This window comes from Acidithiobacillus ferriphilus (genome assembly GCF_028215975.1).
GTDB lineage: Bacteria > Pseudomonadota > Gammaproteobacteria > Acidithiobacillales > Acidithiobacillaceae > Acidithiobacillus > Acidithiobacillus ferriphilus.
In genome coordinates this window covers 1,432,291-1,445,372 of the sequence record NZ_CP116458.1, presented here as the reverse complement: position 1 = coordinate 1,445,372, position 13,082 = coordinate 1,432,291, and the positions used below count along the sequence as shown (strand labels likewise).

Here is a 13,082-nt window from a genome sequence, read left to right as displayed (position 1 = left end):
GTAAGTGATGACTAAGGGCGGCGAATCCCTGGATCTGATGGCCCTGGCGGGTATCCGCAGCTTGCGCGACTTGCAGGAACGGGCACAAGCGGGTGACCCAGTGGCGCAATTCAATATGGGCGTGAAATATGCCGAAGGCATTGAAGTTCAACAGGACTATCTGGAAGCCGCCAAGTGGTACGGGGCAGCAGCAGATCAGGGTGATGCGCCCGCCCAGTTTAATTTAGGATTGATGTTTTATCAGGGGACAGGGCTGCGCAGGGATCTGCACTATGCCTACGAATTGTTCAGTCTGGCAGCAAGTCAAGGGGACGCCCGTGCCCTGGCCGGAATGACGGCTGTCCTCGGTGAAGTGCCCGGAGACGTCGCTGCAGAGCTTCTGAACACCTTTGGGCGGGGAGGTACCGGCTCACCCACCCATTAATTGGCTTGGTACTTAGGGGCGCCGATTGCGGAGTTCGGCCAGACGCTCCGCACGGCCCCCTTTTTTCCTCAGGTAACCAGGTACCACGCTTTCAATGGCGGTGGCCTGGATATGAAATACATCAGCCAGATCCTTCCGGGTGCAAATATTGTCTACGGACAGGGAAAGCAAATTATCGCGCGTGAGCAATTTACCAGGCAGTTTTTCCATGATACCGGCCTGCAGGTTGCCGACGAGGTTACCGAGGGGCACGATGGCACGATGGGTGCCGATCAGGCTCTGGGCGTAAGCCATCAGTTCGCCGAGGGTGTACACCTTGGGACCGCACAAGTCATAGGCCTTGCCATAGGTTTTTTCATCGTCGATGGACTGCACGTAGGCACTGACCACATCCTCTACCCAGACCGGCTGCATTTTGGCGTCTGTGCCGGCCATGGGAATGAAAAAAGGGATGCCGCGCAGCAATTGCGCGAAGCGGTTAAAAAAGTGGTCTCCTTCCCCAAAAATCACTGAAGGGCGGAAGGAAGTTACCTTCAGACCGCGACCCCAGAGCAGTTTTGGGCCAGTCAGGTAATTAAAGTGACCCATTTCCGCGCTGTTCTCACCAGATTGGCGGATGATCTCCTCACCGATCCCCTTAGAGCGCAGGTAGGCACTGGGACCAATGGGACTGGCCCCCAAAGCGCTCATGTGGAGCAGGCGCGGAATGCCCAGATGTCCGCAGGTATTCGCCACCAAGCGTGGTAGCTCTATGTGATTTTTCTCGAAATCACCATGTCGCCCGGGCGGATGATCTTCGCGGCCGGGCTTGTTTTCATTGAGGATACCAACGAGGTTGATGACCACGTCGCATCCTTCGAGTTGCTTTTCTAAGGCGATGGGGTCATGGATATCCGCCTCAATCACTTCCACGCCGGGGAGCACCAGCAGGTTTTCGCGGTTGCGTTCGCGATTACGCGTCAGGATGCGTACCGAGTGCCCGCCCTGACTTAAACGCTCGGCCAGATGACGCCCGACAAAACCGCTGCCGCCGAGAATGCAAATCTTATGTGTTGCCATGATGCCTCCTGAAATTGCGTTGCCAAGCATAGCACAGGCTTATGAACGGTGTGGATGGATATACCCGTATTTGAACCTGGTCCCGCACATGGGATATAAACGCAGAGTGCTGGCAAGGGGAATACTATGGCGGAATTGACAGGGAATGCGGCGACGCGGTTGGGCGGGCGTTTTGTAGCACTGGGCGCATTGGTGATGGCCCTGGCGGTGATTTTCAGCGCGGCAGGTGATCATCTGGTGGCCAGCCGGGTGAGTGCCGAGGACTTGCATATTTACGATATTGCGAATCGCTTTCAGATTTATCATGGGCTCGGTCTGTTGTTCATCGGCGTGTTGATCCGCCAGTATGGCAAACGGCGTTTGCTTTATGCGGCAGGAGGATTGATGACCTTGGGTACGCTACTGTTCTGTGGCGGACTCTATCTGTTGACGCTGACCGGTGACGTATCTTGGGCTTTTTTTGCGCCCGTGGGTGGGATAACGCTGGTTCTTTCCTGGCTGTTGCTCGCACTGAGCATGTGGCGGGCATCCGCAATGTAGAAGGGATAATTATGTTAATTGCAACGGGAAATGCATACGGTAAATATCTGGATTTCGCCGATGCCGAAGTGGGGGATGAGTTTTGGGTTGTGGAGCATGTGCCCTACAGCGGGACTATAACGGCACTACGGGCGTATTCCGTAGTAGAAATTACTTCAAAAACCGTACTGTGCCATGCTGAAGAAGGTAAGCCACTCAAATTGAAGCGTGCCTTAGCTCAAGAAAATTGCTATCTGGATACCGACCCCTATTTCCAGAATATTTCGCGAACCTGGCGGATTAATACGCAGGTGCAGGCGGCGAAACAACTGGTCAAGGAGCATGAAATCATGGACTTTGATCAGGAAGTTGTCGACGCGATAATGGCGTGGCAGAAGCGGGTATCGGTACGGAAGAGCAACGGTTAATGTGGTGTTTGCCAGAGCTTGTCCCAGCTTTGCTGGGCGGCGAGGCCGAGACGTTGGGGAAGTGTCCTTTGGCGCTGGTAATGGAGGGTGAGTACTTTGCCCCTTTGTGCCGCTTCCAGGATAATTTCGTCGCTGGTGGCGAGCTGATCTACCAGTCCTAGTTGCAAGGCCTTGCTCCCCAGCCAGGCCTCGCCGGTGGCCACCTGCTCTAAATCCAGTTGCGGACGGTACTGCTGTACAAATTCGCGGAACAGGGCATGGGTTTCTTCCAGCTCTTCGCGTAGCTTGGCTCGGCCGCTGTCGGTATTCTCGCCGAACAGGGTGACCGTGCGTTTGAATTTGCCTGCGGTGAACTGTTCCCAGTCGATGTTGCGGTCTTGCAGCCAGCGGTGGAAGTTGGGAATCTGTGCGACCACGCCTATGGAGCCGATGAGGGCAAAGGGGCTGGCGACAATGCGGTCGGCAGTGACCGCCATCAGGTAGCCGCCACTCGCGGCGACAGTGTCGACCAGTGCCGTGACATGGATTTTGGCGGCACGCAGGCGCAATATCTGGGCCGCTGCGAGACCGTAGGTATTGACCATGCCACCGCCGCTTTCTAAGCGGAGCAGGACGGTATCGCCGGGTTTGGTGGCCTGAATAATGGCGGAGATTTCTTCACGAAGGGCGTTGACGGCAGAGGCGCGGATGTCGCCCTTAAAATCGAGCAGATAAGTACAGCTTTCGGTAATGAGGTCTCTAGCCTTGTCTTTGCGGTCTTTTTTGAGGGCCTTTTGATGGACTTTCAGGGCTTTTTTATCCAGCCGGTATTGCTGGACGTTTTCGCTGGATTGTTCTAGTTGTTTGCGCAGGTCGCTGACTTGCACCTGCCCTGATGTGGGATTTTTACGTCTGCTCATGGCGATAGCGGCGATGCCGCCCGCAACGATAAGTAAGGCGACCACGATGGTGGCGGTGTCGGCGAGGAAAAGCAGATAGTGACTGAAGAAGGTTTCCATGGCGCAAAGATAGGCGGAAAGACGATGACTGTAAAGATTCGGATATGGTTGCTGGCTGGCGCGTGCAGGCTTATCATTTTGCTTCTTGCTGAGGTGTTTTTTTCATGATCTATGTGAAGTTTTTTGCCAGCGTACGCGAGCGTGTCGGGGTGGGGGAGATATCCTTGCTGATGCCGGAGGGGGGCGTAACGGTGGAGGAGGTGTTGTCGCTGGCGGAAGACGAGACCGGTGTGCTTCTGCAAAACACGCATTTGCTGGCGGCGGTGAATTTGCAGCATGTGCCTTTCTCTGGGATGGTACATGATGGCGATGAGGTGGCGTTTTTCCCGCCAGTAACAGGTGGTTAGTTGTGATTATTAAAGTTCAGAGGGAAGATTTTGAGCCCATGGCGGAGATGGCGGCTTATCCAGTGGATGCCATTGCCGGAGCGGGTGGCTCGGTTACTTTTACCGGGACGGTGCGCGATTATAGTGAGGCGGCGGATATTTTGGCCATGGAGATCGAGCATTATCCGGGGATGACGGAGCGCGAGCTGGAGCGCATCAGTGCCGAGGCAGCCCGGCGCTATGATATTCTCGATAGTCTGATTATTCATCGTTATGGGTATCTGGTGCCCCAGGACAACATTGTGATGGTGGCGGTATGGTCGCGGCACCGGGCGGCGGCCTTTGATGCCTGCCGTTTTTTGATTGATGTCCTGAAAACCAGCGCGCCTTTCTGGAAAAAAGAGGTCACCCTTGCGGGCGTGCGCTGGGTGACCGATTGCCCGGGCTGTCGTGCCGGGGGGCGCGAGGGTCACACCCATGCGCCTTATACCCATTATTCCCACACACAGTTGAAGTGAGATTGCTATGCCAAGTTTTGATGTGCTGTCTGAAGTGGATATGCAGGAAGTGGATAATGCCCTGCATACAACGGTTAAGGAAATAAACACCCGCTATGACTTTAAGGGCAGCAAGGCGTCGATGGAGCGCAAGGAGAAGGAGATCATCCTGATCGCTGAAGATGAATACAAGCTGGGACAGATGATCGATTTGCTCTCGATGCGCATGGTGAAGCGCGGGGTGGATTTGAAGGCCCTGGATGTGGGTAAAGTGGTGTCTGCGGCGGGTGGGATGGAGCGGCAGGTGTTGGGCCTGAAAGTCGGGCTGGAGACAGAAGTGTCCAAGCGCATGATCAAGTTCTTGAAGGACGGCAAGTTCAAGGCACAGGGCAGTATTCAGGGAGACCAGTTGCGGGTGTCCGGCAAGAGCCGGGACGAGCTGCAGGCCGCTATTGCCGCGCTGCGGGGGCATGACTTTGGTCTGCCAATACAATTCAACAACTTCCGGGACTAATCGCAAGCATCAAAGAGGGATGGCATGAATAAGACAAAGTGGGCAGCGCTCATTGCAGAGGTGTCGGGCGTGAGGGTGGCCGCTTTATGAGCACGATCTCAGCACGGCGCACGGTGCTTTATGACTGGCATGTCGCGCATGGCGCGCGCATGGTGAATTTTGCGGGTTGGGAAATGCCTCTGAACTACGGTTCGCAATTGGCGGAGCATGAGGCGGTGCGGCAGGCGGCGGGGCTTTTTGACGTGTCGCACATGCGGCCTTTGGACCTGAGCGGAGCAGATGCGCGGACGTTGCTGCGCTATGCCTTGGCCAACGATGTGGCGAAGCTGGATGCGGTGCCGGGCAAGGCGCTGTACAGCACGATGCTGCAAGGCGATGGCGGGATTATTGACGATCTGATCGTCACCCATCGTGGAGATGGTAGGTATCGGATTGTGCTGAATGCAGGGGGGGCGGAGGCGGACACGGCGCACCTGCAGGCCCTGGTGGATGCCCACCGCTGGCGGGTGACCCTGCAGAAGCGGCCGGATCTGGGGATTCTGGCGGTACAGGGTCCCACAGCGCGAGTCATGGCGGCGGCGGCCTTGGGCATGTCCGCATTGGCGGAGTTGCCGGTTTTTCACGCGCTGGAGCAGGGTGATTTCTTCGTCGGGCGCACAGGTTATACCGGTGAAGATGGGGTCGAAGTTATCGCTGCGAATACTTTGTTGCCGGGCCTGGCGAATCGGCTGGTGGCCGCTGGGGCGCGTCCAGCCGGGTTGGCGGCACGGGATAGCCTGCGTCTGGAAGCGGGACTGGATCTTTACGGCCAGGATATGACGACGGCGGTTTCGCCTTACGCGAGTAATTTGGCCTGGACGGTGGATTTACGTGCCGCAGGGCGGGATTTTCTGGGGCGAACAGCACTGGAGGCTCAGTTGGCCGCTGGGGGGGGCGCCAAATTGATCGGTTTGGCGATGCGTGAGGGGATTCCCCGTCATGGTTATGTGGTGGAAGATGCGGCGGGGCAGCCTTGTGGGGTGGTCACCAGCGGTATTTTCTCGCCCAGCCTGCAGTGCGGCATCGCGCTGGCTCGCGTGGATGCGGCGCTGGAGCCGGGGGCCGCATGCGCCGTTTTGGTGCGTGGGGCGCGGCGTCCGGCTCTGGTGGTAAAGCCGCCTTTCTGGCGGCAAGGCGTGGCAACTTTTTCTTTTCCTGAGGAGCATGCGGCATGAACAAAATTCCGGAGACGTTGCGTTACAGCGATACCCATGAGTGGGTCGAAGATCTGGGGAGCGGGCGCTACCGGGTGGGGATTACCGATCATGCCCAGGAATTGCTGGGGGATCTGGTGTATGTGGAAGTGCCTGGTGTCGGCAAGGCGATTCATAGTGGTGAAGTCTGCGGCGTGCTGGAGTCGGTCAAGGCGGCGGCGGATTTGTATGCGCCCGTCAATGGCACGGTGGTGGAGCGTAATGACGGACTGGGGGATAACCCACAGTGGCTCAATGAAGACCCTTATGGTCAGGGCTGGATTATGGTGGTCGAGGCCGACGCCGCAGCCTGGGCCGGACTTTTGGATGCGGCAGCTTATGCTAAATTAACGGAGTCTTGAGTAAATGCCCTATATTCCCCACGATGGGTTGGAGACGGCGGCCATGTTGGCCGCCGTCGGCGTTGAGCGCCTCGACCAGCTATTTGATGAAATCCCGCCCAATTTGCAAGTGCAGGATATGGCCTTGCCCGAAGGGCTGTCGGAGATGGCTCTGCGCCGCGAACTGGAGGGGCGAGCCCTGAGCAACGCGCCGTTGCGCTGCTTTGCGGGGGGGGGCGCTTATGCCCACCACATCCCAGCCATCGTCTGGGAGATTGCCGGACGCGGCGAATTTTATTCCGCCTATACGCCGTATCAGCCGGAAGCCAGCCAGGGTACGCTGCAGGTCGTTTATGAATACCAAAGCTTTATCACGCGGCTGACCGGATTGGAGGTGAGCAATGCCTCACTTTACGACGGGGCCTCGGGGCTGGCGGAGGCTTGCCTGATGGCGTTGCGCATTCAGGGTGGTCAGGGCGATGATAAATCTATCCTGGTGCCGGAGAACCTGCTGCCGAGTTGGCGGCGGGTTTTGGATAGCATTCTCGGCCTGCAACAGATCCGTTTGGTGACGGTGCCTTATGACCGCGTTGCCGGCACTCTGGTATTACCTGCGGAGGCGGGGGGTGCGGCGGCACTGATCATCCCCCAGAGTAACGCCCTGGGTTTACTGGAGTCCGTGGATGCGTTGACCGACTGGGCTCATGGCCATGGCCTGTTGGCTATTGCCGTGGTCAATCCCCTGGCTTTGGCTCTGCTGAAGGCGCCGGGGGATTGGGGCACACAGGGCGCGGATATAGCGGTGGGCGAAGGGCAGCCGTTGGGCATTCCCCTGACCGGCGGTGGGCCGTACTTTGGTTTTCTCGCCTGCCGCAAGGCCTACGTGCGGCAGTTACCGGGACGGCTGGTCGCCAAAACCGTGGACGGACAGGGCCGGACGGGCTTTTGTCTGACCTTGCAGGCGCGGGAGCAGCATATTCGCCGCGGTAAGGCGACGAGCAACATCTGCACCAATCAGGGCCTGATGGTGACGGCGGCTACCATTCACATGGCAACGCTGGGCGGGCGCGGGTTGCAGCAAACGGCGATACTTTGCCATGAACGGGCTATTTTGTTGCGGGAACTGTTGGCGGTCGTGCCGGGTGTGCGCTTGCCTTATGGCGGATCCTTCTTCCATGAGTTTGTGCTGCGTCTGCCACAGTCTGCCGCGGTGGTGCGGGATGCGTTGCTGGGCCATGGTCTGCTGGCGGGACTGCCGCTGACAGACTGGGGGATGGGAGAGGCGGGCGATCTACTGGTTTGCACCACGGAGCTGCTGGAAGAAGCCGATCTGCTGGCGTATCGCGATGCCCTGACAGCTGTGCTGGAGACCTTATGAGCGATTCCATTTTCGATCACGATCACCATTTTCCAGCGGCGGAGTTGCCGTCCGATATCCCGGCGGATCTGCTCCGGAAGGCACCCCTGGATCTGCCCAACCCGGCGGAGCTGGAGGTGCTGCGCCACTATACCCGCCTGTCGCAGAAGAATTTCTCCATCGACACCCAGTTTTATCCACTGGGCTCCTGCACCATGAAGTATAATCCGCGGATTGCCCATACCATGGCCTCGCTGCCGGGCTTCGCGCGCCTGCATCCGGATACGCCGGCGCCAGCCATGCAGGGACTTTTGCGGGTGCTCTGGGAGTTGCAGGAATGGCTGGCGGCGGTAACCGGCATGGCGGCGGTGAGTTTGACCCCGGCGGCGGGCGCCCAGGGCGAGTTGGCCGGTGTTGCGATGATCCGCGCCTATCATGCGGCGCGCGGAGACCATGAACGGCGGAAAATCCTGATTCCTGCGGCGGCACATGGCACTAATCCGGCCAGTGCCCAGATGGCGGGGTTTGCGGTGGTGGAAATTCCCAATCTGGTTGACGGTGATCTGGATATGGCCTTTTTAGATCAGCATCTTGGGCCGGATGTGGCAGGAATTATGCTGACCAATCCTTCCACTTTGGGGGTGTTTGAGCGACGGATTGCGGATATTGCCGCACGCGTTCATGGAGTGGGGGGGCTGCTCTATTATGACGGCGCCAATCTGAATGCCATTCTCGGGCGGGTGCAGCCGGGCCGGATGGGCTTTGATGTAATGCATCTGAATCTGCATAAGACTTTTGCTACGCCCCATGGCGGCGGTGGGCCGGGTGCGGGTGCTGTAGCGGTGCAGGAACGCCTGCGGCCTTTCTTGCCGCTGCCCACGGTTCTGTGCGAAGGCGAGGGTGCCCTGCACTGGATGACCGAGCAGGAGGCGCCCCGGAGTATCGGTCGGCTCAGTGCCTATGGTGGTAATATCGGCGTGTTACTGCGTGCCCATGCCTATCTACGCCGTCTGGGTCGGGTAGGGGTAGGTCGGGTATCGGCTTATGCCGCGCTCAATGCCAACTACCTGCTCAAGGAATTGCAGCGGGTGGGTTATCAGGCGGCTTTTCCGGAGCGGCGAGCCAGCCACGAGTTCATCCTGACGGTCAGTGACTTGCAGAAAGCGACGGGCATCCGGGCGCTGGATGTAGCCAAGCGTTTGCTGGATTTCGGGATTCATGCGCCGACCATCTACTTCCCGCAACTGGTGCCTGAGTGTTTGCTGATTGAGCCGACGGAGACGGAAAGCAAGGCAACCCTGGATCGTTTTGTGGCGATCATGGCACAGATTCGTCAGGAGGCACTGGCGCAACCGGAACTTTTGCGTGAAGCACCCCACCATCTGCCGGTGGGGCGGCTGGATGAGGCGCTGGCGGCGCGGCACCTGGATGTGGCGGCAGCACAATGACGGTATCTCCGGCGAGTCTGCTGGACGCGCTCGGTGAGGTATTGCTCGATAAAGAACGGGCGCTGCGCCTGATTCTGTCCGGCTTTCTGGCCGGCGGGCATGTGCTGGTGGAAGATGTTCCGGGGGTGGGCAAGACGACTTTGTCGCTGGGATTGGCGCGTCTGCTGGGTCTGGATTTTATGCGGGTGCAGATGACGGCGGACATGCTGCCGGGGGATATCTTGGGGAGTAGTCTCTTCGATCCACGCGAGCAACGCTTCGCCTTTCATCGGGGTCCGATTTTTCATGCCGTAGTACTGATGGATGAAATCAACCGGGCTTCGCCACGCAGTCAGTCGGCCCTGCTGGAAGCCATGGCAGAAGGACAGGTTTCGGCGGATGGGCAGAGCTTTCCGCTGCCCAAGCCCTTTTTTGTGATCGCCACCCAGAATCCGCAGGAGCACGCTGGGGTCTTCCCGCTGCCAGAGAGTCAACTGGACCGCTTTACGCTGCGTCTGGCGCTGGGCTATCCGAGTCGCGAGGCGGAGCGGCGGTTGTTGGCCGGGGAAAATCGACGGCCCGCCGATCTGCAAGCCTTGGCCGATGCCGCGCTGCTGCGCCAGTGGCAGGCAGCGGTTGCGGCGGTATTCCTGAGTCCGGAACTACAGGAAATGCTTTTGGCCCTGGCGCAACGCAGTCGTGAGGACGCGCGGGTGCGGACTGGGTTGTCGCCACGAGGTTTGCTGGCGCTCAAGGCGAGCGCACAGGCCTGGGCTTTTCTGGCGGGCCGGGATTTTGTGACACCCGATGATCTGCGCGCTGTGACGGTACCGGTGCTGGGTCATCGTTTGCTGTCCAGCGCATCGCTGGGCGGCGATGAACTGACGGCACTGCTGATGCAGGATACCTGGGGCTTTGGTCCGTGAGTCGCAAACGGCGGGAGGTACGTCTTTCCCGTCCTGGTAAGGTCTTTGTCGGGCTGACTCTGGCCCTCGGTTTTTCTGCCGTGAACACCGGTAATAATGTCTTGTTCTTGCTGGTTTCCATGATGCTGGCCATCATGGTGCTTTCCGGTTTTGTCGCCATCGGCAACCTCTGGCGGGTGCGTGCCGCTGTGCTGCCCGGCCAGATTTTTACCGCAGGAGAGCAGGGCGATCTGCTCCTGCGCATTTATAATCCACGCCCCTGGCCCCTGTGGCTGTTGGAACTGCGTCTGGGTGATGCGCAACGTACTCTGACTCGGGTGGGCGCGCGTCAGCAAGCCTTGGTTGCGCTGCCCTGGCACCCGCCGCTACGCGGTCAGCCGCCCTTACCCCCTCTACGGATGGGTTCCGCCTTTCCCTTTGCTTTTGTCTGGCGAGGTCTGCACCTGACGGTGGAGTCAGCGGACCAGCCCTGGGTGGCTCCCACCGCGGGCGAGCCATCGTTGCTGTCGGCAGATCTGGGTCAGCAGGAGGCTGAAGGGGGTGAGCCCGGTGGCAGCGGTGATCTGCTCTGGGTGCGGGAGCGTCTGCCCGGAGAAGGGCTGGGTGCTGTAGTCTGGCGTCGGGTGGACTGGTCTTTAGGCGCGCAGGGGGAGTTGCGCTTGCCTACCCGGGAGCGGGAGCAGGCAGGGCAGCGTCGGATGTTGCTCGACTGGGAAGATGCGGCGCTGCAACGCTGGCTAGTGGAGCAGCGCCTGCAAATACTCCGCGCGGCGCTGGACATCGCGTTGGAACGGGGCTGGGCGTGGCAACTACGGATGCCTGGCGGGATGATTACGGGTCGCGGAAGCTCGGGCCTGGATCAAGCCTTGTTGCTGCTGGCGCAACAGCCGCCTTTCCCGATGCTCCGGGAGGTTGAGCAGCGTGCTCCCCTGCCTCTGGGCTTGCGCATGGCCGGACAGTGGTTGCGGCGCTTGCCGCATCCGGGAAGGGGGGGCTGATGTGATGCCTGGGCTGCGGTTTCCCGCGCGTAGTGTGGGCCCCTTACTGGCGGCGTTGATGGGTGTCTTTTTGCTCCTCGCGCTGGGTTCGGAGGCGGCGCTCTGGGCCACAGTGGTTTGGGTCGCGGCGACTGGTTTAGGGCTGTATGGGGCCTGGCATGGGCGCCTGCCCTGGTTCAGTGCGGCGCAACGCTGGATGCTGGGCCTTTTTCTGCTGACGCTGGCGTTGCTGCTGGCCGGATGGGGCAACTGGCTGGCGATGGCCAGTCAGGCAGTGCTGGTGCTGCTGGCGGTGAAGGCACTGGAAATACGCAGCCAGCGCGACTTTTATCAGGTGGCGGCGCTGGTGCTGCTGGGGATGGGGGTGGCTGCGTGGCTGCGCGTGGATGTTCTGCTCGGTATTTTTCTGTTGGCAGCCTTATATCTGTCCTTGCTGGGATTACTTTGGCAGCCCTTGGCCGATGCAGCGGTAGCGCGCGCATTAGAAGGGCCGCACTGGCGGGATTTCCGCTACATGCTGGCCTTCAGTCTGATCTTTCTGCTGATGCTGTTGCCAGTGACGGCCATTTTTTTTCTGATGTTGCCGCGCACGCCGACGCCGCTCTGGGCCTGGACACCACCACAGGGGGCGGCGCATTCGGGTTTCAGCGCGGATTTGTCGCCTGACGGTATTACCCGCTTGGCCCTCGACTCCACCACGGCTTTCCGGGCACAGATCATTCCGCAGTCGGCTGATCCGGAGGATTTATATTGGGTGGGAGCGATCCTTTGGCGTGATGAAGGCCGGACGTGGATAGCGGATTCACCTGTCACCAGGGTGCGAGGTGCTGCATCTACAGGTGTCGGCACCGAAACCACGGGCGTTCGCCAGGAAATCGTTCTAAGCCCGGATAATAGTGATTATCTGTTTGCCTTAGCTAGGCCTTATCGTCTGAATATTCCAGTTACCTACCGGCAGCAGGCAGGTGGTGTCTTGCGTCTGAACAAGGCCTCCGGATTGCCCATACGCTATATGGTCTGGTCTGCACCTGCCGCACCACGTGTGCTCTCTGCGGCGGAGCGCACCGCAGCGTTGCAGGTGCCTGACACGACGAGTCCGAAACTACGGGCACTGGCGGCGCATTTTGCGGGTGGCAGCGATGCTGTGGTGGTGCAGCGCCTGCTGCACTGGTTTCATGGATCTTCTTTCCGGTACAGCCTGCAGGGGCCAGCAGGTTATCCCCATGGGCAAAGCATGGCGGATTTTTTGCTCCATACCCATACGGGTTTTTGCGAATACTACGCCGGGGGATTGGCTCTGCTGCTCCGCCTGGACGGAATTCCGGCACGGGTGGTGATGGGGTATCATGGTGGCGAGTATAACCCGGCGGGTAACTATTGGATTGTGCGGCAGAACATGGCCCATGCCTGGGTGCAGGCTTGGCTACCGGGACAAGGCTGGGTACGCCTGGATGCGACGCCGGCGACGATATCTGGTCAGGGTGGCAGCAAGACCGGTATATTAGCCCCCGCGGTAGTGCCTGGGGCGCTACAACTCTGGGACTGGATGCAATGGCAGTGGCTTAATATGGTTATCGACCTGACGCCGGCCAAACAGCGCGCTCTCTGGACGTCGGCGGGTACGCGAATCATGCAAATTGCGCGGTCGTCTGCCTATACGCCACACTGGCCGAAAGCACCGGGGTGGTATCGACACGCGACGCTGACTTACTGGTCGGTGGGCGTGGTCAGTGCTTCGCTGCTGATGGCATGGATATTGTGGCGCCGCTATCGGGCGGGTAGGGATGTCGGATATTGGCGCCAGCGTGCGGTGCGCGCTTTGCGGACTGTGGGATTAAAAGATGGCCGACCGGGAGTGGAGGGTTTGTTTTGGCAGAGGTTGCCAGAGGATCAGCGGGAATCTGTGCGCGAAATCTATCTGGCCCAGCGTTATGGTCCGACACCGGATGCCGATGGTGATCGGCGTCTGTCTGTGGCCTTGGCCGCTCTGCGGCAATCGTTGCGCGAGACTTTCTGACTGATACGTCTGGAGCCCT

At 59.5% G+C, this 13,082-nt stretch carries 15 protein-coding genes; 13 read left to right on the top strand and 2 right to left on the bottom strand.

Features of this window, described 5'->3' with window-relative positions:
* Nucleotides 1-7: 7 nt before the first annotated feature.
* Complete coding sequence (locus PJU76_RS07290; RefSeq protein WP_215860478.1) at nt 8-424, top strand: tetratricopeptide repeat protein; 417 nt, start codon at nt 8-10, stop codon at nt 422-424.
* A gap of 12 nt (nt 425-436) precedes the next feature.
* Here the strand turns inward: PJU76_RS07290 and PJU76_RS07285 are convergent, their stop codons facing one another.
* Entirely contained in the window at nt 437-1,483 is a 1,047-nt protein-coding gene (locus tag PJU76_RS07285; RefSeq protein ID WP_271778979.1) for a complex I NDUFA9 subunit family protein, read from the bottom strand.
* A 126-nt stretch (nt 1,484-1,609) separates the two neighbouring features.
* Here PJU76_RS07285 and PJU76_RS07280 point away from each other — a divergent pair, with 126 nt between their 5' ends.
* Together PJU76_RS07280 and PJU76_RS07275 are read left to right on the top strand one after the other, a co-directional pair.
* Entirely contained in the window at nt 1,610-2,023 is a 414-nt protein-coding gene (locus tag PJU76_RS07280) for a DUF423 domain-containing protein (protein WP_271778978.1), read from the top strand.
* 11 nt (nt 2,024-2,034) lie between these two features.
* Nucleotides 2,035-2,430: a hypothetical protein gene (locus tag PJU76_RS07275; RefSeq protein WP_271778977.1), complete on the top strand. Its 396-nt coding sequence runs from the start codon at nt 2,035-2,037 to the stop codon at nt 2,428-2,430.
* Here the strand turns inward: PJU76_RS07275 and sohB are convergent.
* Nucleotides 2,427-3,428, bottom strand: coding sequence for a protease SohB (gene sohB / locus PJU76_RS07270; protein ID WP_271778976.1), 1,002 nt, complete (start codon nt 3,426-3,428; stop codon nt 2,427-2,429). The two genes, PJU76_RS07275 and sohB, sit on opposite strands and share 4 nt — an antisense overlap.
* 104 nt (nt 3,429-3,532) lie before the next feature.
* Here sohB and PJU76_RS07265 point away from each other — a divergent pair, with 104 nt between their 5' ends.
* The 10 genes from PJU76_RS07265 (at nt 3,533) to PJU76_RS07220 (ending at nt 13,063) form a co-directional block, all read left to right on the top strand.
* Complete coding sequence (locus tag PJU76_RS07265; protein ID WP_271778975.1) at nt 3,533-3,775, top strand: MoaD/ThiS family protein; 243 nt, start codon at nt 3,533-3,535, stop codon at nt 3,773-3,775.
* Nucleotides 3,776-3,777: 2 nt separating this feature from the next.
* The gene (locus PJU76_RS07260) at nt 3,778-4,272 is read left to right on the top strand and encodes a molybdenum cofactor biosynthesis protein MoaE (protein WP_271778974.1); all 495 of its coding nucleotides are present in this window, start codon (nt 3,778-3,780) and stop codon (nt 4,270-4,272) included.
* A gap of 7 nt (nt 4,273-4,279) precedes the next feature.
* Nucleotides 4,280-4,765 (top strand): YajQ family cyclic di-GMP-binding protein, encoded by a 486-nt coding sequence (locus PJU76_RS07255; RefSeq protein ID WP_271778973.1) that lies wholly within the window; start codon nt 4,280-4,282, stop codon nt 4,763-4,765.
* 86 nt (nt 4,766-4,851) lie between these two features.
* On the top strand, nt 4,852-5,979 hold the full coding sequence (gene gcvT, locus PJU76_RS07250) for a glycine cleavage system aminomethyltransferase GcvT (RefSeq protein WP_271778972.1): 1,128 nt from the start codon (nt 4,852-4,854) through the stop codon (nt 5,977-5,979).
* Nucleotides 5,976-6,359 carry a glycine cleavage system protein GcvH gene (gene gcvH / locus PJU76_RS07245; RefSeq protein WP_215860471.1) on the top strand — a complete coding sequence of 128 codons (384 nt, stop codon included), beginning with the start codon at nt 5,976-5,978 and terminating at the stop codon, nt 6,357-6,359. The genes gcvT and gcvH overlap by 4 nt, the downstream gene beginning before the upstream one ends.
* 4 nt (nt 6,360-6,363) lie before the next feature.
* Nucleotides 6,364-7,716 carry an aminomethyl-transferring glycine dehydrogenase subunit GcvPA gene (gene gcvPA, locus PJU76_RS07240; RefSeq protein WP_271778971.1) on the top strand — a complete coding sequence of 451 codons (1,353 nt, stop codon included), beginning with the start codon at nt 6,364-6,366 and terminating at the stop codon, nt 7,714-7,716.
* A complete protein-coding gene (gene gcvPB / locus PJU76_RS07235; protein WP_271778970.1) occupies nt 7,713-9,143 on the top strand; it encodes an aminomethyl-transferring glycine dehydrogenase subunit GcvPB in 1,431 nt (476 codons plus the stop codon). Before gcvPA ends, gcvPB begins: the two co-directional genes overlap by 4 nt.
* Nucleotides 9,140-10,048, top strand: a complete 909-nt coding sequence (locus PJU76_RS07230; RefSeq protein WP_271778969.1) for an AAA family ATPase — start codon at nt 9,140-9,142, stop codon at nt 10,046-10,048. The genes gcvPB and PJU76_RS07230 overlap by 4 nt, the downstream gene beginning before the upstream one ends.
* A complete protein-coding gene (locus PJU76_RS07225) occupies nt 10,045-11,046 on the top strand; it encodes a hypothetical protein (protein WP_271778968.1) in 1,002 nt (333 codons plus the stop codon). Before PJU76_RS07230 ends, PJU76_RS07225 begins: the two co-directional genes overlap by 4 nt.
* Nucleotides 11,047-11,050: 4 nt before the next feature.
* Nucleotides 11,051-13,063, top strand: a complete 2,013-nt coding sequence (locus tag PJU76_RS07220) for a transglutaminase family protein (protein ID WP_271778967.1) — start codon at nt 11,051-11,053, stop codon at nt 13,061-13,063.
* Nucleotides 13,064-13,082: the final 19 nt, after the last annotated feature.

Coding starts and splice junctions, on each gene's coding strand:
- PJU76_RS07290 (WP_215860478.1), top strand. CDS start 8: ATGACTAAGGGCGGCGAATCCCTGGATCTGATGGCCCTGGCGGGTATC.
- PJU76_RS07285 (WP_271778979.1), bottom strand. CDS start 1,483: ATGGCAACACATAAGATTTGCATTCTCGGCGGCAGCGGTTTTGTCGGG.
- PJU76_RS07280 (WP_271778978.1), top strand. CDS start 1,610: ATGGCGGAATTGACAGGGAATGCGGCGACGCGGTTGGGCGGGCGTTTT.
- PJU76_RS07275 (WP_271778977.1), top strand. CDS start 2,035: ATGTTAATTGCAACGGGAAATGCATACGGTAAATATCTGGATTTCGCC.
- sohB (WP_271778976.1), bottom strand. CDS start 3,428: ATGGAAACCTTCTTCAGTCACTATCTGCTTTTCCTCGCCGACACCGCC.
- PJU76_RS07265 (WP_271778975.1), top strand. CDS start 3,533: ATGATCTATGTGAAGTTTTTTGCCAGCGTACGCGAGCGTGTCGGGGTG.
- PJU76_RS07255 (WP_271778973.1), top strand. CDS start 4,280: ATGCCAAGTTTTGATGTGCTGTCTGAAGTGGATATGCAGGAAGTGGAT.
- gcvT (WP_271778972.1), top strand. CDS start 4,852: ATGAGCACGATCTCAGCACGGCGCACGGTGCTTTATGACTGGCATGTC.
- gcvH (WP_215860471.1), top strand. CDS start 5,976: ATGAACAAAATTCCGGAGACGTTGCGTTACAGCGATACCCATGAGTGG.
- gcvPA (WP_271778971.1), top strand. CDS start 6,364: ATGCCCTATATTCCCCACGATGGGTTGGAGACGGCGGCCATGTTGGCC.
- gcvPB (WP_271778970.1), top strand. CDS start 7,713: ATGAGCGATTCCATTTTCGATCACGATCACCATTTTCCAGCGGCGGAG.
- PJU76_RS07230 (WP_271778969.1), top strand. CDS start 9,140: ATGACGGTATCTCCGGCGAGTCTGCTGGACGCGCTCGGTGAGGTATTG.
- PJU76_RS07220 (WP_271778967.1), top strand. CDS start 11,051: ATGCCTGGGCTGCGGTTTCCCGCGCGTAGTGTGGGCCCCTTACTGGCG.